23 protein-coding genes are annotated in these 24,730 nt (G+C 65.1%); 10 read left to right on the top strand and 13 right to left on the bottom strand.

Annotated elements, in window-relative coordinates; translation table 11 throughout:
* Window positions 1–67: 67 nt before the first annotated feature.
* Genes M8523_RS17840 through M8523_RS17830 form a run of 3 tightly spaced genes read right to left on the bottom strand, consistent with a single transcriptional unit; the run spans window position 68 to window position 1,919 of the window.
* On the bottom strand, window positions 68–895 hold the full coding sequence (locus tag M8523_RS17840; RefSeq protein WP_282586248.1) for an ImmA/IrrE family metallo-endopeptidase: 828 nt from the start codon (window positions 893–895) through the stop codon (window positions 68–70).
* Complete coding sequence (locus M8523_RS17835) at window positions 892–1,329, bottom strand: hypothetical protein (protein WP_282586247.1); 438 nt, start codon at window positions 1,327–1,329, stop codon at window positions 892–894. Before M8523_RS17835 ends, M8523_RS17840 begins: the two co-directional genes overlap by 4 nt.
* Complete coding sequence (locus M8523_RS17830) at window positions 1,326–1,919, bottom strand: hypothetical protein (protein WP_282586246.1); 594 nt, start codon at window positions 1,917–1,919, stop codon at window positions 1,326–1,328. The genes M8523_RS17835 and M8523_RS17830 overlap by 4 nt, the downstream gene beginning before the upstream one ends.
* A 166-nt stretch (window positions 1,920–2,085) precedes the next feature.
* Here M8523_RS17830 and M8523_RS17825 point away from each other — a divergent pair, with 166 nt between their 5' ends.
* From M8523_RS17825 to M8523_RS17815, 3 genes are read left to right on the top strand one after another with little or no spacing between them, the layout of a single operon-like run.
* A complete protein-coding gene (locus M8523_RS17825; protein WP_282586245.1) occupies window positions 2,086–3,345 on the top strand; it encodes a nucleotidyltransferase domain-containing protein in 1,260 nt (419 codons plus the stop codon).
* On the top strand, window positions 3,342–3,812 hold the full coding sequence (locus M8523_RS17820; protein WP_345894262.1) for a type II CBASS E2 protein: 471 nt from the start codon (window positions 3,342–3,344) through the stop codon (window positions 3,810–3,812). Before M8523_RS17825 ends, M8523_RS17820 begins: the two co-directional genes overlap by 4 nt.
* On the top strand, window positions 3,809–4,843 hold the full coding sequence (locus M8523_RS17815) for a CBASS cGAMP-activated phospholipase (protein WP_282586244.1): 1,035 nt from the start codon (window positions 3,809–3,811) through the stop codon (window positions 4,841–4,843). The genes M8523_RS17820 and M8523_RS17815 overlap by 4 nt, the downstream gene beginning before the upstream one ends.
* 189 nt (window positions 4,844–5,032) lie before the next feature.
* Here the strand turns inward: M8523_RS17815 and M8523_RS17810 are convergent, their stop codons facing one another.
* The 9 genes from M8523_RS17810 to M8523_RS17770 all read right to left on the bottom strand — a co-directional run bounded on the left by M8523_RS17810 (window position 5,033) and on the right by M8523_RS17770 (window position 16,256).
* Window positions 5,033–6,919, bottom strand: coding sequence for a TniQ family protein (locus M8523_RS17810; RefSeq protein WP_282586243.1), 1,887 nt, complete (start codon window positions 6,917–6,919; stop codon window positions 5,033–5,035).
* A gap of 1 nt (window position 6,920) precedes the next feature.
* Complete coding sequence (locus tag M8523_RS17805) at window positions 6,921–7,940, bottom strand: TniB family NTP-binding protein (protein ID WP_282586242.1); 1,020 nt, start codon at window positions 7,938–7,940, stop codon at window positions 6,921–6,923.
* Window positions 7,937–10,168, bottom strand: coding sequence for a TnsB C-terminal domain-containing protein (locus tag M8523_RS17800; protein ID WP_282586241.1), 2,232 nt, complete (start codon window positions 10,166–10,168; stop codon window positions 7,937–7,939). Before M8523_RS17800 ends, M8523_RS17805 begins: the two co-directional genes overlap by 4 nt.
* The gene (locus tag M8523_RS17795) at window positions 10,165–10,911 is read right to left on the bottom strand and encodes a hypothetical protein (RefSeq protein ID WP_282586240.1); all 747 of its coding nucleotides are present in this window, start codon (window positions 10,909–10,911) and stop codon (window positions 10,165–10,167) included. The genes M8523_RS17800 and M8523_RS17795 overlap by 4 nt, the downstream gene beginning before the upstream one ends.
* A gap of 197 nt (window positions 10,912–11,108) precedes the next feature.
* Window positions 11,109–11,525: a hypothetical protein gene (locus tag M8523_RS17790; protein ID WP_282586239.1), complete on the bottom strand. Its 417-nt coding sequence runs from the start codon at window positions 11,523–11,525 to the stop codon at window positions 11,109–11,111.
* 99 nt (window positions 11,526–11,624) lie between these two features.
* Window positions 11,625–12,095, bottom strand: a complete 471-nt coding sequence (locus M8523_RS17785; protein WP_282586238.1) for a hypothetical protein — start codon at window positions 12,093–12,095, stop codon at window positions 11,625–11,627.
* Between the two features lie 501 nt (window positions 12,096–12,596).
* A complete protein-coding gene (locus tag M8523_RS17780; protein ID WP_282586237.1) occupies window positions 12,597–14,570 on the bottom strand; it encodes an AAA family ATPase in 1,974 nt (657 codons plus the stop codon).
* An 86-nt stretch (window positions 14,571–14,656) separates the two neighbouring features.
* Complete coding sequence (locus M8523_RS17775; RefSeq protein ID WP_282586236.1) at window positions 14,657–15,235, bottom strand: hypothetical protein; 579 nt, start codon at window positions 15,233–15,235, stop codon at window positions 14,657–14,659.
* A gap of 220 nt (window positions 15,236–15,455) precedes the next feature.
* Window positions 15,456–16,256, bottom strand: a complete 801-nt coding sequence (locus M8523_RS17770) for a metallophosphoesterase (protein ID WP_282586235.1) — start codon at window positions 16,254–16,256, stop codon at window positions 15,456–15,458.
* A 347-nt stretch (window positions 16,257–16,603) separates the two neighbouring features.
* Between M8523_RS17770 and M8523_RS17765 the strand changes: the two genes are divergently transcribed.
* The 7 genes from M8523_RS17765 to M8523_RS17735 all read left to right on the top strand — a co-directional run bounded on the left by M8523_RS17765 (window position 16,604) and on the right by M8523_RS17735 (window position 24,189).
* Complete coding sequence (locus M8523_RS17765) at window positions 16,604–17,338, top strand: hypothetical protein (RefSeq protein WP_282586234.1); 735 nt, start codon at window positions 16,604–16,606, stop codon at window positions 17,336–17,338.
* Window positions 17,335–18,171 carry a DUF429 domain-containing protein gene (locus tag M8523_RS17760; RefSeq protein WP_282586233.1) on the top strand — a complete coding sequence of 279 codons (837 nt, stop codon included), beginning with the start codon at window positions 17,335–17,337 and terminating at the stop codon, window positions 18,169–18,171. Before M8523_RS17765 ends, M8523_RS17760 begins: the two co-directional genes overlap by 4 nt.
* A 282-nt stretch (window positions 18,172–18,453) precedes the next feature.
* The gene (locus tag M8523_RS17755) at window positions 18,454–18,702 is read left to right on the top strand and encodes a hypothetical protein (RefSeq protein ID WP_282586232.1); all 249 of its coding nucleotides are present in this window, start codon (window positions 18,454–18,456) and stop codon (window positions 18,700–18,702) included.
* Window positions 18,702–19,034: a hypothetical protein gene (locus tag M8523_RS17750; RefSeq protein WP_282586231.1), complete on the top strand. Its 333-nt coding sequence runs from the start codon at window positions 18,702–18,704 to the stop codon at window positions 19,032–19,034. Before M8523_RS17755 ends, M8523_RS17750 begins: the two co-directional genes overlap by 1 nt.
* Window positions 19,031–19,672: a type IV toxin-antitoxin system AbiEi family antitoxin domain-containing protein gene (locus M8523_RS17745; RefSeq protein WP_282586230.1), complete on the top strand. Its 642-nt coding sequence runs from the start codon at window positions 19,031–19,033 to the stop codon at window positions 19,670–19,672. Before M8523_RS17750 ends, M8523_RS17745 begins: the two co-directional genes overlap by 4 nt.
* A gap of 223 nt (window positions 19,673–19,895) precedes the next feature.
* A complete protein-coding gene (locus tag M8523_RS17740) occupies window positions 19,896–20,087 on the top strand; it encodes a ribbon-helix-helix domain-containing protein (RefSeq protein WP_282586229.1) in 192 nt (63 codons plus the stop codon).
* Complete coding sequence (locus M8523_RS17735) at window positions 20,080–24,189, top strand: PAS domain S-box protein (protein WP_282586228.1); 4,110 nt, start codon at window positions 20,080–20,082, stop codon at window positions 24,187–24,189. The genes M8523_RS17740 and M8523_RS17735 overlap by 8 nt, the downstream gene beginning before the upstream one ends.
* A gap of 65 nt (window positions 24,190–24,254) precedes the next feature.
* Here M8523_RS17735 and M8523_RS17730 read toward each other — a convergent pair whose 3' ends face one another.
* The gene (locus M8523_RS17730) at window positions 24,255–24,632 is read right to left on the bottom strand and encodes a response regulator (RefSeq protein ID WP_282586227.1); all 378 of its coding nucleotides are present in this window, start codon (window positions 24,630–24,632) and stop codon (window positions 24,255–24,257) included.
* Window positions 24,633–24,730: the final 98 nt, after the last annotated feature.

The raw sequence follows: 24,730 nt of genomic DNA, 5'->3' as shown, positions 1-24,730 counted from the left end.
ATACTGCTGATTCACCCCGGCAACCGTTCTGTGCCGGACACCCGCTGAGGGGATGAAAAGACCTGTTTCAGCGAACGCGTATGGCTGGGTCTATCGACAGACCGTACTGGCGCCGTTCCCTTTGCTCTTCCATCATAGCTGGATCGGAAAAGGTGAGCAGCGTGAGCACCTCGTTGTTCGGCAGCGGAAACGACTGTTCCGAGACTTCGTAGCGCTCCGCCTCGGGACGATCGAACCAAGCGTCCGCTCCGATCTTCCTCGGGTGGACCTGCTCCGTCTTGTTGGCGAGAACCTCCTTCGCATAGCTCTCGCAGTCGAGCGTGGCTTTCGGAAACCAACGATCTGGCACGCAGTCGGCCCGTTCGAACCACGGCTTCTTGCCAGGCCGGTGGCAGACGATCATCGCGTGAAACGTGTTGCTTTGCATGATGCGGATGGCGGTCGCCGTCAGGCTGGCATTGAACGCCGATCCGACCTCTCGCATGGTTTTCAGGTTGAGCGTCCTGTAGCCCTTCAACATCGGGTGCAGGATGTAGGAGGGGAGGATCAGTTCCGAAGCGAAACGGTCTGCAACCTTCTCCGGATCGGTGGCGTCCCGTCTTGATCCCGAGGATTTGCCAATGTCCACGGAACGGCAGATCAGCAAGCGTTCCCGATGGTGCGTCCAGTGTCCAAGTTCGTGGGCGAGCGAGAAGCGCACGCGCCGAGCGCTCTTCCGGTCGTCGACGGTGATGATCGCCTTGTTCCCATGGCCGCATATCCGAGCCTCGCACGAACAGAGAGGCCGGTACTTGACCTTTGCTCCCAGGCTCCACGCCACCATCTCAAGGTCGATGTCCTCCGGACGGTCGATGCCCAACGACTCAAGGATCGCCTCCGCCCTCGACAGGCTCATGGCCCAGGCTTGTCCTTGTCCGCATCCTTGATGAGTCCAAGCTCTGCGAAGTCCTCCAACATGCCGTCCATGTCGGCTTCTGCATCACCGTCCTGGTTCCGGGCCGCCATCGTCATGCGCGTCGCGGCATTGTCGTTTCCAGCCAGCAATTGCTCGTACTTCGAGCGCGCCCGGTTGAGGTCCAGAACTGCTGGCGGCTTGGCGCGGTCGCGAGCCATCTCGTCTCGGATCGCCGCCTGCCTGTTGCGGCCCGCGACCTTGCCTGCTTCGCTCAGCGACGCAAGGTGCTCGTTCCTCAGCTTCGTGAGATCGATGCCATCCTCCGAAGCTTCTCGCAGCAGTTCCTCGTCCGTGGTTGCGAACAGTTGCTCCTCCACGAACTTGTCGAGATTGGCGAGCTTCTTTGTATCGTCGCTGGTTCGATCCCGGGTCATGACTTCCGGTCTCGGAAATGCTTATCCAGCCGCCGCCGCACCAATCTGCGCAACGTATCGAACTCGACCTGGGATACGCCGAGCAGCTCCCGCAGCTCCTGGCCTTCCATGTCCTCAATGATTCCCTCGAACATCGTCTTCGCCCTTTCATTGTCCTCGAAGAGGCGGAGCGCCTCACTCAGAAGCTGTTCGCCATCGAGCTTTCCCCTGACCTGCTCCAGCAGATCAGGGCCAATTCCGCTCATCGACCCGGCTTCCAGCGAGTCGGCAGCGATCATCTCGTCGATGTCGGCATGTTCTGCTTCCCGGTCCCTCTCGGAAGCTATGCTGCGCATGACGTTGGAGAGGGACAAGGCCAAGTTCACGTTCCGGGGGCATTTGCGCCGACCGTCGAGCACTCGGACGAACGCCTCCTGCCTCAAGTCGCGGGCAAGCCGCCCATTCCTGTATTCGAAGTGAGCCGCCGCCTTCGCGAGACGCAGCATGTCCGCTGGCCCGAGATGCTCAATCGCGACTCGCACCTCTTCGAGAGTCAGCGCTTCGGCTTCGTCCTGGTCGCCTTCAGGGGACCCGAGTGCGGAATCGGACATCAGGGAATCCTTGTCCCTGCCGTCACCACCTTAGGCGCCGTAGAAGATTTCACGCGGACATCGAAGTCGCATGTCCGCGTGGCTTCCGCAGCAGCGCCTAAGGTGGTGACGGTTCTGATGCAACGCCAATCGGGCGCTCCGCATGTGGCCCGAAAGGAGTTGTCGAATGAACAGACTGGTTTCCCACCCACCCTCGAATCCCTTCCTGCACCCGCTCGACGCGATTCTTGCCGATATCGCGATCAACGTGCAACTGCCGCCGGGCCTTCACGCGAAGACCTGCGAGCGGGACGAGTCAGTCCGGGCCTACATCGAACGCCCCGGCAGCCCCCTGGAAGGCAGGGTGCTGCGCTTCACGCCGCAGGGCAGCATGGCCATCGACGCCACGGTATCGACCCGTGGCACCGACGACGAATACGACATCGATGTCGTGGCCCAGTTGTCAGTCGATCCGCTCATCGCGCCGCACGTGCCGCTCGACCTCCTCGAACAGGCTTTGGAGGGCTACCCCGTCGAGAGGGCCATCGTCCGACAGACACGCTGCGTCACCATCTATTATGCGGACGGGATGCACATCGACGTGACGCCGTCGTCACGGCTGAACACGCCCGGCGAGCGCGAAAGCCACATCTTCCACGCCAAGCGCGAGGAGCCCAGGGCAGATCACTTTCACGTTCCCATGAACGCCCACGGATTCGCGGTCTGGTACCGCGCCAACACCCCGATGGAGTGGAACTTCGCGTTCGAGCTTGCGCGCAGGTACTATGAGTCGGGCGGCATGGAGTTCCGAGCCGATGCCGAGCACGACAAGGTTCCCGATCAAACGCCGCTCATCGCGAAGAACACCGCCACGGTGGCGCTTCAGCTCCTGAAGCGGTTCCGCAACGTGCAATATGCGGATTACGCCGGACGGGTCCCTCCCTCCGTCATGCTTTCCTACTATGCCGGTCGCGCCGCGACGCCGGGGCTCAGCCTGTCCGCCATGCTGGTGCGGCTTTGCCGTTGGATCGAGCGGGAGATCGCCGCGGCAACCAGCCGCCGGGATCGGCTTCATGTCGCGAACCCCGTGTTCGCACGGGACGTCTTCACCGACCGTTGGCCGGCGACCATCGCTGACCAGGAGGAGTGGCGTCGGAAGGTGAAGGACCTCGGCGACACCATCGAGTTCGCCCAGCGCAGCGAGATGTCCCAGGAGGAACTCAGAGAGGTCCTTCGCGGCATGTTCGGCAACCACGTCGTCTCGCGAAGCCTGAAGCTCTTCAACGAGCGTATCGGAGGCGCCGTGCAGCACGGACGGCATGCGCACACGGGCCGTGGTTCAGTCTTCGTCCCGAGCCGGCCCGCTATCATCACCGGGGCCACGGCAACGGCCGCCACGGCGGCGCCCGCGCGCGCCCACACTTTCATGGGCGGGCTCCTGAAGTGAGGATCTTCCCCGACATCGATGACCAGATCGCTGCCTTGAAATCGGACTTCCCGTCGTTCGAGGTCATGCAGAGAGAGGGCCCTTCCGCGATCTGGCGCGGCACGTTGAAGCCGCTGATGCGGACCTACACGGTCGCGATCAGCTACCGCGTGCCAACGGTGCTCGAACGCATCGATCTGCTCTCGATGCAGCCCCGGGTTCGAGTGCTGAACCCCAGGTTGGCGCCACGTCGAGGCGATCCCGAGGGCGACCTGCCGCACGTCTACCGAGTGGAGGGAGAACCTGTACCGATTCTCTGCCTCTTCGATCCCGACACGACGGAGTGGACGCCTGCCGACCTACTGTCCCGAACGACTGTCCCTTACACGAGCGACTGGCTCGCCTGTTATGAAGGATGGCGCGCGACCGGGACGTGGACGGGAGGAGGCCGCCATCCCCAGCAACTGCCGACCGGAGCGCCCCGATGAACTACATGCCCCCCCGCCGCTCTGACGGCACGATTCAAAACCTCCGCGTTCAACAGCCCTGGTCGCCGGAGCGGCCGTTCCGCATTCTCTCCATTGACGGAGGTGGCATCTGCGGAATCCTGCCGGCTTCCATCCTCGCTGAGATCGAGGGCCGCTTCCTGGGCGGCAAATCCGTCGCGAGCCATTTCGACATGATCACCGGCACCTCCACCGGCGGCCTCATCGCGATGGGTCTCGCCTCGGGAATGACCGGCAAGGGTTTGCGCGACTTCTACATCGAGCGCGGGCCCAACATCTTCCCAACCAAGGGGATAAGCGGCGCTGCGAGGGGGTTGTTCAAGAAAGCCAAGCGCACGGTCGCGGCCGTCTACGATGCCGACATACTGGAGCAGGAACTGCTTCGCGTATTCGATCACAAGCTGTTCGGCGAGGCCACGACGCGGCTCTGCATTCCGGCCTTCGAAGGCCGGCACGGCGAGCCGTGGGTCTACAAGACGCCTCACCACCCCGACTACAAGAAGGATCGGTCTGAGAAGATGGTCAGGGTCGGTCGAGCGACGTCGGCGGCGCCAACCTATTTTCGGTCGCTGAAAGAACTTGGTTACGAACTGATCGATGGCGGTCTATGGGCGAACAATCCGATCATGATCGGCTTGGTGGACGCCTTGGCCTGTTTCGACATTGACCGGCGGCAGGTGCAAATCCTGAGCCTGGGCTGTGGCGAATCCTCGTTCCAGGTCTCCGAAGACCGCTCGGCTGGCGGCATGTGGCAGTGGCGTGACGCGCTGCGGGGGGCGATGAAGGCGCAGTCCCTGAATGCGCTAGGGCAGGCTTTCCTTCTGGTCGGCAAGGACCAGGTGATGCGGCTCGACGCTCCTGAGTCGCCGAATCCTATAGCGATGGACGACAGTGACAGGGCCATCGCGGAGCTGCCCAACATGGCGCGTTCGCTGGTGGAGAGTGGAGGTCATCGCATCCGCGAAATGTTTCTGACGACCGAAGCGAACCCGTATATCGCGTGCTCGGTCTAGTTAGAACGCACTCAGATGACTGCTACGCGTTGCGCCTGGGCGACGTTCGACGAACTGCGAGAGAGGCGACAAGCCAAGGGTGATTCACCTAACCCTCTGAGGGGATGACTGAATTCAAGACATCCAACATAAAGCTGATTCAGCCAGCCAAAGTTAAACCGATTCAGGTCTCCCCAAGCTAAGCCTGATTTAGGCGCATCTCTGCCTTGCAGGGCCGATGGCCACCTCCACCTGCTCCCGTCGCCATAAGGCAATTTCGCCACGCTGAAGGGTCGCTGCGGGGGAAACACCCTGATGGAAGAGGACTTCTCGGACGCTGCCAGAATATCCGAGGAGTCGTGCGACCTCGCCGGACAGGATGAAGGCGGAGCGAAACGCGATGACGTCGGCCGTCCGTAGGCGGCGTGTTGCAGGGTCGTTGATCAGCAGTCCATCTTCGACCATGGACTGCACGATCGAGACCGTGACGCCGATCATCGCCGCAGCCTCCCTCAGGCTGACGTGCTGCCCCTTGGGCGTCAGGACGACTTCGGGCGGAACGGATGACACCAAGTCGCGGAGCCGCCACTCCACGACGTTCAGCGCCGACGTAAGGGCGCGCTCTCCCTCGCCGTCGCAAGGGTAAACTTCGAGGGCGCCGACCAGGATGGCGCGGAAGATTCCGACCCACGGTGCGGCGGTAGGCAGGCGCCTTGCCGCAATGGCGAGGGGCACCGCGTCGCAGGATTCAGGGTTTGCGCGGATGGCGCCCCTGGCCCTCATGACGAAGGCATCGACGCTCGACCGATCATAGGCCTCGCCCGCTTTGGACCACGCAGAGGCGCCGTCGACACGTGAGAACAAGCCGGCGTCGGCTAGCCGCGCGACGGTCAGGCAGTCCACCCCGAGTTGCATCGCGATCTTGTTGCGGCCAATCTTGGCGCGGCGCACCACCGGCAACTTCGCGGCACCCCTCTTGGGGATCGGTGGCTTTTCGAGCGATGACCGCCCTGGAGCCGCCGACTGCCGTACATACGGTTCTCCTGCGACACGCCCTTTATCGGAAGGGCGACGCACATGAGGTCGGCGCAGTTTCAAGCCAAACCTGAAAATCTCGATGCCCAACTCGCGACGCATCTGCTCCCTGAATGCAGGTGCCAGGTAAGGATCGGCGAACAATCGAGCCAGCATTCCAAGGCGCCGTTTGAGGATGCCTTGATCCGGGCGTGCCAAGCCGGCGACACCGGCCCAAGCCTGGAAGCTCGTCGGCCACTCCAAGATGGTCCGACCACCCCACGCGAGCGCGTCGGGAGTGACGGCGGCAAACCCGGTGGAGCGGACCAGCCGTTTCTCGGGTGCATCGGATGCGAACGTTGAGGCGCAAGCCAACGCCATGCATGCCTCGAACGCCTCGCCGTTATCGAGCCCAGACAAGGGGTGCGGGAGGCTGCGATGAGCCCGCGTTCGCCGCGCCGGGTCCGGATGAATGAGGTCGACCAGGAAATCGAGCGCTTCCCAATCGACGCACTCTACCTTGGACGTCGACGCGTCGCGCAGGTCTTCTCCGCAGTGCTCGCAAGAAGCGATGCCGACCGTCCACCGCCATCCGAGTTTGGCATCGCAGTGCGGACAGGCCGAGATGAGCGTCTCCCTGGACTCGGGGCAGAACGAGAAGACCTTCAAGTCCCAGAGGGCGCGATGGTGCGGGCTTGTGGCGAGACTTGCCGGCGAGAAGCGACGGCGTCTCGCCTCCCGATAGTGTTCTCGGATCGGCGTGCCAAAGAAATTCATGAACGAGTTCGGCCGGCCGGGGACGTCGATAGGCTGATGACATCTGAGCTTGACCTCGTCGGGCGTGGTGCCGAGGAGGGCGGCGATGGCCTTAGCCTTTTTCCGGTGCGTGGTCGGGAGCGCTTCCGGAAAGAGGGTGTCGATGCCGGCAATCCGCAACACCGGTGCGATGCGGTCGATGCCGTGATGCGCAACCGTCCGCGCCAGGAGGCCCATGATCGATTCACCCGGGATGGGCGAACGGCTCCATGGCAGCGTCCCGCATCCCTCCACGGTCTCGAACGACTGCAAAGTGCTCCCAGGCATTCTAATGCACCTTTTTCAAAAGCTTGAGGTCACGCGGCCCCTTCATCCAAGGATCGTGGTCCGTGAGGTCCATGGGCATCGCCCAAGTGCGCGTGGCTTCGCTTAGGTGTTCGCGCCCGATCCTGTCCTTGCCCTCCCTGATGGCGATCGCGGAGGCGTTGTCGACCAGGCGTGACACCGTCCCGACCACGCCCCTGGAAACGTCGTAGAAGCAGGCGACGAAATCCTCTCGGGTGAGGCCCTGATCCTCGTCGAAGACCCCATGCTTGATGAGCAGCTTCGACAGGGAGGCGATGTAGCCGATGAACAGCGTTCGATCCCCCTTCAGCGTGATGTCGAGCGGGTCGAGCATCACGGGGGCAGCGCAACGCGCCGCGAACTGCGGGTTGTTCTTCGCCGACACGATCCGCATCGCCGTCGACGTCCCGATCACGGCGACGGGACAGACGCCCATGTCGGCAAGTACCTTCAGCGCCTCGCTGACAGTCCAGGCGATCTTGCCTTTCTGGTCCTTGTCGATCAGGTGGTGCAACTCGTCGATGGCAAGCAACTCGATCCCCGCGTTGTCGAGCGCGACCGCCGCCGCGTACATCAACACCGCGTCCTTGAGATCGTGGAACGGGTCGATAAGACGCGTCCTCCGCCCGCGCTGGCGACCTCGGAGGTCGTCGACGATGTCGACCGGCAGTCCGAACTGGCCGAGCGCTTGCAGGATGTCGGCCCCGAGCTGTTTGACCGAGCACTTCGCGCTCAAGGTCACGTGGAGGATGGCCGGCGGACTGTTGGAGCCGGGGAGTACGCTGGTTGCGACGCCATCCCTCCAGGTCTTGAAGTTCGTCGTCTTCCCCGAACCCGATGGCCCGATGATCGGCAGGATTTTTTGCGGCTTGCCTCGGGTGGCGCGGCCGAGCGCCCGCAGTTCGTCGAGACGCTGATGCGTCTGCGTGAGACGCGGATGCATGACCAGCATCTCCTGGAAAGCGATTCCGGAATTCAGGAGGCGTTCGGTTTGGGAGGTCATCGGCCATTGTCCTTTCGGGTCACCCAATCGAGGTTGGAAGCCGCCTCGATCTCGTCCGCATCGAACCCGAAGCCGGATGCGGGCGGCCGTGTATCTGCTGTCTGCCTTCGGAGTTCATCCGGCTCCGCCGCTGCGGATTCCAACGAACCTGCGGCCGGCTTCCGAGGTTTTTTCGGCTTCTTGCGGTTGCCCCGCTGCGGCCCGATCTCGGGCATGCCGTCGTCGTCGCGCGTGTGCATGGCGACGCGTACCTCGATGTCGGTCGGGCCGAGGCCAGCGGCGGTGGGCATCGCGGTGACGAATTCAACCGTGTCGCCGGACATGGGCTTCGGTGGATGCAGCATGCGGCGCGCCTTGCGGATGAAGCCGTACCGAGCGTTTCCGGCGGTGGCACGCTCGATGGAGGAGCGGAGCGCGTTGCGCGCGGCCCACTTCTCCTCGTCGCTCAAGAAAGCCTTGTTCTCGGCCTGAGCCCATTCGCGGATCACGTCCGCGTTCCTGAAGCTCAATCCCGTCGCGAAACGCCGGTCGACGTTCGGCAATCGCTCATAGTTCTTCGCTACGGGATTCCAGACGTCGATGAACGAGCAGTCGGCCGGATCGTACTTGACCTTGATGGCCGCGGTGGCGCCTCCCTTCGGGCGCTGGCGCATGGGGGTGTGGTGCGCGAGGTCATCGAGGAGGCGCGTGGTCGCGTCCTGGTCGTGGAACCGGTGGCCTCGGACACGGACGCCGTCCCGGCGCAGCTTCGCGCGGGCGAGCGCGCCAACCATCGTTCGAACTTGAGAGAGGTCGTCGATGAACGCACGGCCATGCACGGCCTTGGACTGGCGCCAGGCCAGCGCGGGAGCCTTCCCGAGCGTCGTGTGAACTTCGGTCTGGTAGGTCTCAACGACGGCTTGGTGCAGCAACGCCTTGTAGTCTTCCAGCTCGACGATGGCCTCCTTGGCAGGATTGATCTTGAGCTTCTGCATGAGGTGGGGAGGGAACGGTACACCTCCCCTGCACCGATGGTTCACCAAGGTGTTCAGGGTCCCGAAGAACCGCTCGACGATCGCCTTGTACTCGGGATTGGCGACAGGCGCCCAATCGACCGAGATCGTGGCGTCCTCGCAGGCGTCTTGAAAGCTGACGCCTACCTGTTCCCAGGCGTTGTCGACGATGATCGTGCCGGGCTTACCCCACGCATCATAGTCGCGCGTCAGGTTCGGGAAGTGCTCACGCCAATCGTGCTTCGGCCGGCACGTCTGGTACAGCGCTTGGCCGATCGTGTAGAGCGACGGCGGTTCCCAGGTCACGACGATGGCGAGCACCATGCGCGAATACACGTCGATCGCCACCGTGATGGTCGGGCGCCCGAGTGGCAGACTGCGTTCGGCGTCGAAGATCCAAGCGTCGCCGATTGTCGAGTCGATCAGCACGACCTCAAGGATCTTGTCGGCTGACAGGCCCGGGCCCGTGCCGAGAAGTTTCTTGGCCTCGATTGGTCCGAACTTCGCGGCCAAAGTGTCGTAACACTCCCCCGCTCGGATGCGGAGGCGTGTGGTTTCCCTGTGCGGCAGCGTGACTTCAGCCCAGGCCAAGAAGGCCCTACGGCCAAACCGGTTCACGCGGTCCGTGAAGGTGACGAGGCGGGCGTGAGCGTCGGTCACCGTCCGGGGGCGAGCGGCGTAAAACCAAGCGACCGTTCGGCGCATGATCTCGCCGGCCAGGATGCCATGTCTCGGGGCTCGGGGTACCCTGCCGGTCCTTCTCTCCATGACCTTTACAGGCCTGGATCCACTCTCCCCGCGCTCGTTGATGGCGCGGCGAAGAGTTCCGGCGCTGGGTTCCCAGGTGAAGCCCTTCCTCACGGCGATCGGGCGGTTTCGTTCGATGAATCCTTCGAGCGCCTTGGTGCTGAGAGCGGTCGGCTGTTTGTCCCACTGGCGTACGTAGAAACACCTCGTCTGCGCAGGGAGGCTGGCGCCTTCGGGCGGGACGGCGTCATCGTTGTCGTAGGAAGAGGGCCGACCAGCCCGTGTGGTGTGCCGGCGCAGCCTGCGGAACGCTCCGGAGCCGACCATTTCCTCGATCTGCCGCTCCGGGAGGATGATCTCCCCGTCGGTATCCTCACGCAGGAACAGCATGCGCGAGCCATCCAGCTCCTTGCTGGTCCGGAATCGGGCGATCCGGTCGCCGAAATCCATTTCGACGAGGTCGCCGACAGAGAGGGCGAGCGAGATCATGCGGGCCTCCGGCGGTCGGGGTGGTCCGCGACCAGCGTCACGGGAATATTGGATCGGATCGGGCGATCGAGATCGAAGGTGAGCAACCGACGAACGACCAACGCATGCAGCCTTGCGACGCCCTGAGGACCGCCGCCGAGGACGTCCCCGACGCACCCGTAGGTCGAACCGCCTGGACGATCGATTAAGTCCAAGGCCGCCAGCGTCTCCTCGGACGTGACGAGCGTCGGACCATGGCTCGCGATGATCTTCGCGTTAGGGAACCTCGGCTCGCGCCGAATCTCGGCGTCACGCATGATCCGGAACCGCCACCCGAGACCTCGGTAGATCTCGGCGGCAAGTTCGAGCTTGCGCTCGTAGTCAGGTTCGAGCTTTTCGCCCGCCCTCTTGACCTCGATGATCTCGGTCACGCCGGAGGCAAGAACGTGCTCGGCATCCGGGATGTAGACGAGCGGACGCGCCTCGCCGACGTCGATTTCGAGCCTGTGCGGCTGGACGAGGAAACGGATCACGTCCGTGTCGGCTTCCGCGACGATGCAGAGGTCACGCTCGGCTTTCGATTCCCAAGGCATGCAGCGACCGTTCTTCGTCGAGTACCAACGGCCCGTGGGGATGACCTTGCGGCCCGTGATGATGAGCCGGATCGGGCCGCCACGTGGGGACACGACGAGGCGCGCCTTGCGGCGTCGGATGTCGAAAGGCGTGTGGGGCGTCAGAGACGCGAATGGGTCGGAATGGCTCATCCTGCCCTCCAGGCAACAAGTCGTCGTTCCCGGCGGCGTGCCGCCGGGTGCTATGCTGTTTCGGGTGTTGGGATCCCCGGTGTGGATGCAGGAACACCACGCGCGCGAGCCGGCAGCCGCGAGGTGTCACGCCCACGCCGTTACGGTCGCCCGAAGGGATCCGGCCGGGCGGCGTGACACCTCGGGCGGGCTCGGGTTTACGCCCGGCGCCTCACGTCCTCGGCCATATCCGACTGAGGTTGATCGCTCGCCCGGACAACCAGCGAACATGGCTGCCAATCGAGGTCCGTCAAACGGTGCGCCTGCAAGAGGCGTCCGTCTTCGGGGTGACAAACCAGCACGCGGTCTTTGTCCGAAAGGTCGATCAGCACTCGGACCTGGACGTCTCCGACGAGTCCGCTCAGATCGAGCGTGTCGGCCGACCAGAAGGTCCCGCCCGGCACCGTGAGCACGCCGCGCCGAACGGAGTCTCCGACTCGTCCGCCCAGATCGACCGCGTCGGGCGACCGGAGGATCCCTCCCGGCACCGTGACTGCTCCGCTCCGAAGGGTACCTTCGCCGGACAGCAACGTCGGGGATTCGACGGTGCCTTCTACTACAAGGAAGTAAGTCATGTCTGACTCCTAGTCAGTTACGGGTGCCGGGTGGCATGAACGCAGTCTGTTTGGTCGATCCGGCGGAACGGGCATTCGCCCCGCCGGAAAGGGAAAAGGTCAGTCCAAACCGGAACCCGCCGCGCCGTCCGCCTCGTGCCAGGGCGGCGGCATGGGATCCGAGCGGACGTAGTCCTCGATCAGCCTGAGGTGCGCTGCGAAGGAGACGCCCCGCGCATAGCGGGTTTGCACGCAGCGAACGGGGAACCACTCACCCAGGAGAGGATCTTCGATCCAGGCCGAGGAGAGGTCGGACAGGTCGATCCTGACCTCGACCTGTTCGCCGTCCGGGACGTTCTCGACGAGATCCAGGCCACGCGCGTCGTACGTGAGCCCGTTCAGCTTGAACCTTCCCCGGTGCAGTCGCGAACGACGCGCGATCAACCCGTCGTCGTTCGGATAGCCGAGCAGGTTGGGCACGCCGTCCGCCGGCAAAAAGCCGCTGTACCAGTCCGGTGGCGGCGGATTGTCGTTCGCGTGGACGGCGAAAGGGTTTCGGCGGGGTCGCTGATTGTCGTTGCTGTAGGTCATGGGGCGCTCGCGAGATGTAACTCCGCCGTCGCCCGAGAATGGTCCTCGGGCCGGAAGGAGCGAATGTCTGGAAGGCGGTGCAGCGCGGACGGCGCGACGGGCGGGCAGAATCTGCCGTGGCCATGGTTCGCCGATATGAGAAGCTTAGAGCTTCCCGCCGCGCGTTCGACGGAGTCCGAAGGCTGTGCCGCCTTGGAAGGACCCGGGCGGAATCAGGCGATCAGAGCGTCGCGGATATCGCTATCAGAAGGAAGATCTTGGACATGGGTCCCTCCTCTCGCCGGGGCATCTGTCGAAGCACGTCATCGCTGGGAAGCCGTGCCGAGTGCCGAGTGAGCGGGCGAGAGGCCCGCAATGGCCGTTCGCCGACGCCTAAAGGGCGCTCGTTGCGTTGCCCGCTATCGGGCTATGGTGGACCATGCTGCTCATGTGGGAGACCATACCTGATAGAGCTGTAGAAGAGCTGAATCCGAAAGGATCAGAATCTACGCATTTAGGATCCTAACGATCCGAGCTGCGATCACTTAGGATCGGAGTCAAAGCTCCGTTAATAGGACCGCCCGCGTGCAGGACGGCTTCGATATCTGCCGCGCTGAGGAACCGCCGCTCCTGAAGCGCCGCCGCGATGGCCTCCACTGCTGCGCGGTTATCCTCCACGATACGTCCGGCCCGCGACATGAGCCGGCGCATGTCGGCCTCCACCGCCTTGCGAAGCACCGGATCGCTCTCCAGGAGCGCGATCGCCTCGTCGTGGGGAGCACGGAAAGCCAGGGCGTCCGCGAGCCCGAAGCTCACCCGCAGTATCGCAAGGATTTCGGTCGTCCTCGCGAGGTCGGACCCCTTCACCCCGCCGGCCCCGACCGATCGTTCGCCCAGGATCACCTCCTCGGCGGCGGCCCCGCCCAGCGAGACAACCGCGAACCTTTCGAGTTCCGACCGCACGGGCATGCCGCCCATCACCGGGTCGCTCGCCATCCAACCCCCGGACAGCTCTCCCTGTACGACACTGACCCCACGGACGGTCACGCCGGTTGCCGACGACACCACGACGTGTCCGGCTTCGTGCACCGCGACCCGGCGCAAGGTTGCGGCATCCCGCGTTTCGGGTGGCATCACCAGGGCGATGAGGTCGGCCGGCGAGATCGGTCGAGCGCCGGCTCGCGCGTTCCTTCGCGCCCGCCTCACGATACCGGCTAGATCGGCGCCGGTCGCGCGTGGCGTCAGCCTGCCGACCAGCGACAGGTCATCGTCGCGCAGGTCACTTCCAAGGTGGCTGCGCAGGATCTCGACCCGTGTCTCGGGGTCGTCCGGCGTCTCGATCGTGACGATCCGTTCGAGACGTCCGGGTCGGACGAGCGCGGCGTCGAGGTGATCGCCGAAGTTCGTCGCGCCGATGATGATGAGATTGCGCGACGCCTGAGACACCGCGCTGTCGAGGGTGGTCAGCATGAACGTGATGACCGGCAGCCACCAGTCTCGCCCCCTGTCGCTCATGGTCGCCCGATTCGGGATGGCGTCCAACTCGTCGAGGAACAGGATGGCCGGGCTGGCCGCCTTCGCCGCGGCGAACACCTCCGCGATCTGCTTGATCACCGAGTCCAGATTGCCGGGAGAGTTCGCGAACCAGTCGCCCACCGAGGTCGGCACCAAGCTGAGCTGTCCGGAGCGCGCCAGGGAGCGCACCAATGTGGTTTTTCCCGTGCCGGGCGGGCCCGCGAAGACGATCCGGGAGTTGGTCGGGAATGGGGCCTCGCCCCTTCGCCACGCTTCGACGTCCGCGAGCAGATCCTTGCACCAAGCCATCGCTTCGCCGTAGCCGGCGAGTTCGTCCAGGAGCGGCACGTGGTCGGTTGCCGTCGACCCGCTCCTGGCGTTCGCTGCGGCGGCGAGCCGTTGGACGCACTCCGACGCCTTCGAGCCGACGCGGATGGCTCCGCAGATCTCGGAGTAGGACAGCGATTGGCCGAGTCCCGGCGGGATGTCCTTGGGCCTGCGTGCAGTGGCGACGAGGATGACGTCCGAAATGACGGCTTCGTCGGGCGGCGCCAGCGTCAGCCGGACGTCCGCGCTGCCGAGGATCGACGTCGGCAGCAGCGTGTCGGGTGCATGGGAGACGCCGAGGACGCGGCCGCCGTTGGACAAGTATGTGGTGACCGACGCGTTGTCCTTGTTGCGGTTTTTGGGGTTGGACTCCCCCTCGTAGATGGCGCGCCAGGACCCCAAACGGCGGCAGGCATCCACGACGGGGCGCGTCCAGTCGGCCGCGGGAACCTCGATGACGAGGCACAGGCTTGCCCGGCCTCTGATCCTGCGTTTCAAGCCTGCCGGAAGCGTCGCCTTGATGACCTTGTCGACCAGCGTGTCGCTGGCCGGCAGCCTGCGGCCCGGCTTCCCGTTCTTCGCGAGCGCGTAACCCTCTCGGGCGTCCTTCTCGAATTGGTCGGCCTCGGACAGGTCGTCGTTCTCGTCGGGCATCATGGCCTCCGGGGATTGGGGCGACGCCTGCACGCGGCGGCATCGGCTGTTACGAGGGGGCTTGAGCAGGGCGGCAAGCATGGCGCTCACGGCGCAAGGCGGCGCGCGACCCGCGTTTCTGGACCGAGCGGCCCGGACCTCAAGTCGAGTTCGAGGAGGTCGCGACAGGCCATCGCCATGAGTGTCGCGACCGGATCGCTCGAAGCCGATGCGGCCTGCGCGGCGTCGATCAGGGAACTCTCCCCGTTCTCCTGCAAGAACCTGAGGATGCGGACCTGATCGCCGGCGGGGTACCATCGGCGGGCACATGCCCAGGCGAGCCGAACGTTGTTGGCGAAAGGCTCGGCGCGAAGGTCGGCGGGACGGAGCACGACCGTCTTCAATCGGTCGGGCGAGGGCTCGACGTCCGGTGTGTGGTCTTCCACGGCGACATGCACGCCGATCCTCTCGTCGGCACGGGTCACCACGAAATGGGCGACCGGGTGGGCGTCAGGCGACCAGGTCGGGGGCTGCACGGGCGCGATGACGAGGACCTCGGGATCGAGGCTTGCCTGGACGAGTGCCGTCTCGACGAGATCGGATGCGATCGGGACCGCGTGAGCGGTCTTGGCCGAACGGAAGGTGCGGACCGCGACGGCGCGGGTTGAGGCAGGAAGCGATGACATTGGGGACCACGCTGATCATGCGTCCCCCTTAATGGTGGCTTGGCCGGCTACGCAGGGGGACATGCGAAGGCGGATTCGGTCGCGTGATGCGCCGATATCCGGGGGGTCCGCAGGTGTGTCGCAACGTGGGTCATGAGGAACGAATGCCGAACGGTTCGATTCGAGTCAACGGCCATTGGAGGCCAGGAAGCTTGGCGGGAATCCTCCCGCCAAGGCTCTTTCAAGGGAGATCGATGACCAACGTCGGATCGAACACCTTCCGCGACGCCTGCTCGCGGTTGCCCAGCGCGTTGCACACGATGCGGGTGTCGCCGATCCGGTAGTCGAACCTGCCGTGCACGTGACCGTGCACCCAGACGTCCGGCTTCGCGGTGACGATGAGGTCATCGAGCGCGGTGGCGTAGCACCACGGCAAGTCCTTCACGTCCGCGTTCAGGGACCGTGCCGATGGCGCATGGTGCGTCATGACAACGGTCGGGCCGTCATGCGGCTGCGACATACGGTCGGTGACGTAGGCAAGGCTCGTCCGGTGCACGGCGAGCAAGTCTCCCGTCCGAACGTATTTGTGGGGCCCCGCCGACCGGCGCCTGATGCGCCGGTAGTCGAACATCGTGCGTTGGGCGTGCTTGGCGGCATGGGCGAACGGCGCCGGCCCTAGGGCCAAGTCGGTCCAGAGCGTCGTGCCGATCACCCTGACGCCGTCGACCGTGACGGTGTCGTCAATCAGAAGGTCGATGCCGTAACGCGCGGCGAGATCCCGCCCCCAAGCGATCTGGTCGGCGAAGGTGAATTTGTCGTCGCGGTTGGCGTCCGTCCAATGGTCGTGATTGCCCGGCGTGTACAGGACCTTGGTTCCCGGGAAACGGGCGTGCAGCCAATCGAGCGCCGCCGTCAGCGGCGAATGCACGTCCCCAGCGACGAGCAAGGCGTCGAAGCCGCCGGGCGGCACGCAACGTGAGGGGTCCCAGGCGTTGTCGGCCCAGTTTTGATGCAAGTCTGAGAACGTCCAGAAGCGAGGCATAGAGGCCTCCATTGAGGTCGCGAGTGCGGGATTCGGCGACGAAATGACGAGGGGGGACGAACGGTGACGGCCGAGCCGTCGATCAGACGCCCGATATCGTCGACGCGCGGCCGCGACGGCGGCGCGTGATGGCGCTGCCTTTCAGGCGGTTCTTTGTGGCGGGCGATGTCATGCGATCGGAAATAGTCCATGCATCGACGGGCGACAAATCGGGAGCGAAGACATGGTGAACGCATCGTTCGAACGATCGTCGACACACCGGGTCGGTAACGGGTTGCGCTACCTGTTTCCCACGGCTTCACGCTTTCCTCAGCTGCCGGTGGCAGGCTCCCTGTGGAGGTGTCGCCATGGCCGAGAACAGGAAAAAGGACGAGAAGAAGGACAAAGCGATCTTCCCGCTTGCCGACAGGTTGTTCGGCGAGGAAGGCGACGTGTCGATACGAACGTTGATCCAGGCCCTCCCCAACGGTGGCTCTCACCGTGACGTGGGCCGGTCGTTGCAGCGCTGGAAGGATCAGAGGATCGAGTTCAGGCTGGCGAGGAAGGGATTCGCGCTGGAAGAACATCAGAAGATAGACTTGAGGTTGATGCTCATTTGGAAGAGGGCGACGCAGAAGATCAGGGCGGAGTTCGATTCAAAAATCGAGAAGCTTGACTCGCAGCGGCGCTACGCCTTCGAACTCAGAAACGAAGCGCTTGCCCTGGCAGACGGCCACCTCGCGGTGGCCGGACAAATGAGTGTGCAGATCGTCACGTTGCGCAAGGAATTGAGGGCCGAGAAGCTCCTCCAACGGCGTCGGTCCGAAGAATTTTGGGATCGCGTCGTGCTTGAGATCGCGGGTCTGATGGTGCCCAACGAGTGGAAGACCCCCAAAGAGATGCTCGTCGATTTGGACGAGGGACTGCGTCGCGAGGCGAGGTTCCATGTGGAGCCCCTCACGGAGGCCACGATCAGGAAGAAGATCCTGATGCGCGAAGACCATGAGAAGCTGTTCGAGGCGGAACCGCGTGCCGAGGGAGACCCGCCCGTTAAGCGGTTCCGATTGAGACCGGACGCCAAGGGCCGCGTGAAGGCTGCGTGACGGCGGGATCGCCGGCCACATTCATCGGGTTCGATTCGGCCTGGGCCGACAATTCGAAGGCGCCTGGCGCCATCTGCTCGATCCACTTCGACGGGTCGGTGTTCAGCGGCTTCCTCGCACCTCGTCTCGTCGGCTTCGCCGCCGCATTGGAGTTCATCCGCGCTCTGCCCAACAGGGCGGGACCGACTCTGTTGGCTCTCGATCAGCCGACCATCGTGCCGAACGCCACGGGCATGCGTCCTGTCGAGAAGGTCGCTGCGACCTTGGTTTCCTGGGTCGGCGGCGGCGTCCAGCCGGCCAACCGTGGCCGGCGCGGCATGTTCGACGACGGCGCTCCCGTGTGGCGGTTCCTATCGGGCCTGGGCGCCGTCGAGGACCCATTGGCCGTAAGGACCGCAATGACAGGCTTGCACCTGATGGAGGTCTTTCCCGCGCTCGCCTTTCCTTCGCTCGCGGACGAGTTCTTCGGTCGCTTGGCCGGCCCACGCTACAACCCGGGTCGTCGGGCCACGTTCCGCCTGGAACACTGGCAGCGCGTCATCACGGTCGTCATGTCCGAAGCAACCCGCCTTGGTTGTCACGAGGCGGACACATGGCTCGCAAATTTGAGAGCGTCAGACCGACCCACGAAGGGGGACCAAGACCGGTTGGACGCCCTCATCTGCATGTTGGTGGCGGTGCGCTGGCGCCTCGATGAACCTGACGCTTCAGCGATGATCGGTGACCTCACGACCGGGTACATCGTCACGCCGACCAGCGCTGCGGCGCGAACACGCCTTGCGGCGGCAGCCTATGAACGACGCGTCCCTTACACTATGACGGGTGCCAGGTAGCGCTATTTGCTACCGAACTGGATCTTCCTTGACTCCGAGGCCGGGACGGATCAAACGATCGCCGCCCGGCGCCAACAGAGAAGGCCGCCCCTTGCAGCTTTCCTTTCGCCTGACCTGCACGAACATACCTCGCTGATCATGCGCTGAAGCCCATCGGGCTCGGCAAGATCGCTTCCGCCCGTCACCGTCCCCTCGATCGGCGCGGCGGGCCGGCATGACCACGCGGTCGCTGCCGGGGTCGCATCAGGCCGCCTTGACGGCCCTTCTTGAACGGACATCGGCATGGACATCGAAGACGACGCCCTCGGGCGTTTCGGGGGCGTGCTGCGCGAGGCGTTCGGCGCGCGGCTGCACGGCGTGCACGATGTCGACTTAGATGCGACCGGACTTCTTGTTGCCGTGGTGTTGGTTGGGGCCATCGCGGAGGGAACCCGGCGCCTCAGGATCGTGGATGCCGTCCGGCGGTCAGCAGAGCGACCTGGCCGACGCCGCAATGGGATGGGCTCGGCACGTGCCCGGGGAGGCGCGTGATGCCTGACGCCCGGTTCACCGTCGACGGCGCCGGCCGCGCCATGTCGCCGCTCTGGCATTTCGTTCATGGGTGCCGGGCCGAAGGCATCCGCCCGGACGAACCTTTGCAGGCCTATCTCGGCCATTGGAGCATGACCGAGTCCCTGCCGCCCGTCGTTGAAGCCGCGACCGAGACGGAACGTTGGGCGCGGGTCCGGGTCGGCGTCACCGTCATGCAATCCATCACTGCCGTGCGGGCGCGCCTGCATGACGAGATGCTGTTCCGCTTCTGGGAATGGACCACCGGCCAACCGAGGACGCCCGAGGTGCCAGGCGAAGGGGACACGCGATGAGGGACGAGCAATCTCGCCTGGACGCCGTCCTCGCGGACGACAACCTGCACACGGTTCGGGAGATCGTCCGGGCCGGCGTGCCGCGCGGGGCGCTGGCGCAAGCGGCCAAGGAGGAGCGCGCCATCGAGGTCATCGACGGCGTGTGGATCTCGATGGCCGGCCTGAGCGAGCACTTCGAATGGCTGTCCTACGGGGCGGCCTGTCTGCTGCACCCCAGCGCGATCATCTGCATGTACAGCGCCTGCCTCTTCCACGACATCAGCGACGAACTGCCCTGGCAGTTATGGCTGGCCGTCGACCCGAAGCTGACCCGCAGGACCAGGGGGCCGACGCTTCGCTCGGTCGGGTGGTCAGGTCCGTTGATGACGGTCGGCATCGAGACCCACATGATCGGCGGCGCCCGGATGCGGATCACCGACAAGGCGCGGACGACCGCTGACGTTCTACGCCTCCGCAAGGTTTACGGCGACGAGCCCGCGATGAAGGCCCTGCACGATTACGTACGGCACGGGGAGGACATCGGCCTGCTGTGGGACCGGGCGGTCGCCATCGGGGCTTTGAAGGCCGTCGAGCCGTTCGTTCGGGCGGCCGACGAGTTCAAGAGGTCCATCCCGATCAGCCGGCCGATCCGGTCTTGAAGTTCAATCGTTCGGCACGGGCCCGGCCTCGTCGTCAACGTTGGTCACAGCCGAAAGCAGGTAGCGTTTCCTGATACAAACCAGGCGAGGTCATAAACTTCCATCTGGCGATGGGGCCCGTGACTTGCGAGGCCGTCACGTCCTGACGTGCAGGGCCTTCCGGAAGAACCGATGTGGCGCGGCGCTTGGGTGACACCTTTGTGGACCCATGGTAATTCCGCTCATGCCCGCGAAATATACCCTTCACGTCGTGCTCAACGAACGGCTCGTCAGGTACGTCCGCGACAAGGTCGTCGCCGGGCACCATCCGACCGCCAGCGACGTCGTCCGCGACAGCCTACGCAAGCTGATGGAGCGTGATGACATGCAAAAGCTCCATGCGGACGTCAGTCGCCGGGCCGATGCGGATGGTTGAAACCCGCGACGCCAACGCCGACGAGTCGAGACGCCTCTCGATCCTCGATGGCTACGGCATCCTCGACACCCCCGCCGAGCCCGGCTTCGACGGCATCGTTCTCCTGGCGAGCCAGATCTGCCAGGCGCCGGTCGCGCTCGTCAGCCTCGTCGCGGCCGACCGGCAATGGTTCAAGGCCCGGACCGGATTCGACGGGTGCGAGACGCCGCTCGACGTGTCCATCTGCCGGCATGCCCTCGCCCGGCCCGGGCTCCTGGTCATCCCCGATCTGACAGCGGATCCCCGCACCCGCGAGAACGCGCTCGTCACCGGCGAACCCTTCATTCGCTTCTATGCCGGGGCCCGGCTGGAGACACCCGAAGGCCTCGCCCTCGGGACCCTCTGCGTCATCGACACGAAAGCCCGTCCGGAAGGGCTCAGCGCAGCCCAAGCGACCGCGCTGGAGGTACTGGCGGGCCAGGTCATGGCCCAGATGGAACTACGGCGCACCATGCGGGCGCGCGACGCCGCGCTTCGGGCGATGCGCGAAGGCGACGTCCGGCAGCGTCAAATCCTGGAAAGCGCGGTCGACTTCGCGATCATCGCGACCGATCGCGCAGGCCTCGTGACGGATTGGAACGCCGGGGCGGAGCGGATCTTCGGCTGGTCGATCGCCGAGATGCGGGGGGAACCCGCCGACCGTTTCTTCACGCCCGAGGATCGCGCGGCCGATCGCGTCGGCCATGAGATGCGGAGCACCCTGGAATCCGGGCGCGGCAACGACGAGCGTTGGCACCTCAGGAAAGACGGCTCGCGCTTCTGGGCCAACGGCGAGATGATGCCGCTTCGCAACGAGGCCGGCGAGCACATCGGCTTCATCAAGATCGTGCGCGACGAGACCAGTAGGCGCGAGGCGGACGAGAAGCTTCGCGTCAGCGAGGAGTTCCTGCAAGGCGTGCTCGCCTCGTCGGACGACTGCATCCAGGTGCTCGACCTCGACGGCAATCTGACCTTCATGAGCGAGGGCGGCCGACGCGCGATGGAGGTCAACGACTTCGAGGCGCTCCGTGGCCGCGCATGGCCGGTCACGTGCCCCGACGACCTGCGCCCCACCGCGAACGTCGCGGTGGAGGCCGCGAGGGCCGGTGGAACGGGACATTACCAGGGTCGGACGGACACTTTCGGGGGCACGCCGAAGTGGTGGGACGTGCGGGTGACGCCCATCCTGGACGGCGAGGGCAAGCCGGAGAAGCTGCTGGCCATCTCCCGCGACATCACGGCGGCCCGGCACGCCGAGGCGGCGCTGCGCGAGGCCGAGGGGCTGAACTCGCTGATCCTCAATTCGAGCGGCGACTGCACCGTCGTGCTCGACCTCGACGGGCACACCCTGTTCGTCAGCCCCGGCGGCATCGAGGCCATGGAGATCTCGGACGTCGACGCGATCATCGGCCTGTCGTGGCTCCGCGTCTGGAACGGCGCGGACAACGAGGCCGCCCGGAACGCCGTGGCCGAGGCTCGGGCCGGACGAAAGGGCCAGTTCCAGGGGTTCTGTCCCACCCACAAGGGGACGCCGAAGTGGTGGGACGTGGTGATCTCGCCGCTGCTCGGTCCCGATGGGGAACCCGAACGGCTGGTCTCGGTGGGTCGCGACATCACCGCGTCCAGGCAGGTCGCCGAAAAGCTCGCGCGAAGCCAGGAGCGCCTGAACCTGGCGCTCGGCGCCTCGGGCATGGTGGGCATCTGGGACTGGGACCTGCGGGCCGACGTCATCTATGCGGACGCGAACTTCGCGCGGATCTACACTGTCGATCCAGAGTGGGCCGCCCGCGGCGCCCCGTTGTCCGAGTATGTCAAGAACATCCACCCCGACGACCTTCCGGACTTCCAGGCGGAACTGGATCGTCTGTTTGCCGGCGCCGAGGAGTTCTCGAACGAATACCGCATCTTCCAGCCTGGCGGCTCCGTGCGCTGGGTGCTGGCGCGGGGGCGGCTGGTCCGGCACGACGACGGGACTCCCATCCGGTTCCCCGGCGCGTCGGTCGACATCACGGAGCGGAAGCAGGCCGAGGCCCGACGTCTTGCCGTGCTCGACCTGGGCGATCGCCTTCGCGACCTGACGGATCCCGCCGAGATGGCCTTCGCGGCGGCCGAGGTCATGGGCCGGACGTTGGGCGCGAGTCGAGCCGGCTATGGAACGGTCAGCCTCGCCGGGGAGGTCATCACGATCGAGAAGGACTGGGCCGTTCCGGGTGTCGCCGGCATCGCGGGCACGCATACGTTCCGGGATTTCGGCTCCTTCGTCGACGAGTTGAAACGAGGCGCGATGGTCGTCGTCGACGACACCGAAACGGATCGCCGGACGATCGCCAAGACGTCCGCGCTCGATGCGATCGGCGTCCGGTCCGTCATCAACCTTCCGATCTTCGAGCACGGCCGGTTCGTGGCGATGTTCTATGTCCACGACGACAAGGCCCGGCACTGGGGCGTGGAGCAGACCGCCTTCGTGCGCAACGTCGCCGACCGCACCCGGGCCGCGATCGAGCGCCGGCTCGCCGAGGACCGGCTGCGGGATCTGAATGCCGACCTCGAACGGCGCGTCGAGGAACGGACACGCGAGCGCGACCGCGTGTGGCGCAATTCCCAGGACCTCCTGGTCGTCATCGACCGAAGAGGCGTGTTCCGTTCGGTCAGTCCAGTGGCCGAGAAGATCCTCGGCTGGTCTCCCGAAGAAATGCTCGGCCTGACCGTGTTCGACTTCGTCCATCCGGATGACTTGCCCTCGACGGGGCGCTCCCTCGACAAGGCCAAGGGCGAGGAGCTGCCGACCTACCTCAATCGGTATCGTCGCAAGGACGGGACTTATCGCTGGATGTCCTGGGTGGCCGCGCCCGAGGACGACCTCATCTACGCCTACGGTCGGGACGTCACGGCCGAGAAGGAAAAGACGGAAGCGCTCCGACTCGCCGAGGAACAGCTTCGGCAGGCGCAGAAGATGGAAGCGGTGGGCCAGCTGACGGGCGGGGTCGCGCACGACTTCAACAACCTGCTCACCGTCATCCGCTCTTCGGTCGACCTGCTGAAGCGTGCCGACCTCGCCGAGGAGCGACGGCAGCGTTACGTCCAGGCGATCTCCGACACGACGACCCGGGCCTCGAAGCTGACCGGCCAGTTGCTCGCCTTCGCGCGGCGGCAGGCGCTCAAGCCCGAAGTCTTCGACGTCGTCCGGAGCGTCGGCACCATCCGTGACATGGTCCGGACCCTCACGGGGTCACGCATCCGTATCGAGACGTCATTGCCCGACCGGCCCTGCTTCGTCGATGCCGACCCCAGCCAGTTCGACACGGCACTCGTCAACCTCGCGGTGAATGCCAGGGACGCGATGGACGGGGAAGGCCAGCTCACGATTTCTGTGACGACGGCGACGAGCGTTCCACAGACGCGGTCCCAACCCGTCGTGAAGGGGGACTTCGTGGTCGTCGCCATGTCCGACACGGGCTCGGGCATCGCGGCGGCCGACCTGGAGAGGATCTTCGAACCCTTCTTCACGACCAAGGGCGTCGGCCAAGGGACCGGCCTCGGGCTCAGCCAGGTCATCGGCTTCGTCAAGCAGTCCGGCGGCGAGGTCGCGGTCGAAAGCGAAGTGGGGCGAGGGACAACGTTCAGCCTCTACCTGCCGCGCACGTCGGAGCCGAACGACGCGGTCGCCAACGGAACGGCGTCGGACGCTTTGGTCGACGGCCACGGCGTCCGCGTGCTGGTCGTGGAAGACAACGAGGACGTCGGCTCGTTCGCCACCCTGTCGCTCCAGGAACTGGGGTACGGCACCCTGCTCGCGGCCAACGCCGACGAGGCCCTCGCGGCGTTGGCGAGCGATCCTGATCGGTTCGACGTCGTGTTCTCGGACGTCGTCATGCCCGGCATGAACGGGATCGAACTCGGCCAGGAAATCCGGCGACGCTACCCGAGCCTGCCGATGGTCCTGACGTCCGGCTACAGCCACGTGCTCGCGCAGAACGGCACCTTCGGCTTCGAACTCCTTCACAAGCCGTATTCGATCGAGGACCTGTCCCGCGTGCTTCGCAAGGCCGCCGGTTGGCGCCAGGGAACGCTCGCTCCGGCCTGAGCCTCGAACGACGGTAGGGTTCCTTCGATCAGGTTAGGCGGCGCAAGGCGAAATGGTCTTCCCGATCAAGCCGCCATTCGCCGAAGCGCGGCCACGATCTGCTCGTCCCGATAAGGCTTCGCGAAGAAGACGCTGCCTTTCGGCAGGTCCTCGACGGCCACGATCCGATGCCCCGATGTCACGATGATCTCGATTGGAGGCCATCGACCTCGGACGGCCTCAGCGAGCTTGATGCCGTCCATCGACCCCGGCATGTCGACGTCGGTGAACACGATGTGGATGTCCGTCCGAGCCTCAAGGATACGTATCGCCTCGTCGGCGTTCGACGCTTCGATGGCTTCGAAGCCCGCATCCGCGACCAGGTCCATGGCTGCCATTCGAAGCATGGCCTCGTCCTCGACGACGAGGACGATCGCCTTCTTTCCTTCCGATCGCGTCGCCATGCACATTCCCGGACGCCAGTGGAATTACCGGATTGTAATCATCCGATCGACCGGCGGTTCCACATGCGGCGTCATCGGTCGTAGCGTCGCCGCGAACG

The sequence above is a fragment of the Lichenifustis flavocetrariae genome (assembly GCF_026130545.1).
Taxonomy (GTDB): Bacteria; Pseudomonadota; Alphaproteobacteria; order Rhizobiales; family Beijerinckiaceae; genus Lichenihabitans; species Lichenihabitans flavocetrariae.
Note: the sequence above shows the minus strand (reverse complement) of the source record. Positions and strands in the feature narration are given on the sequence as shown.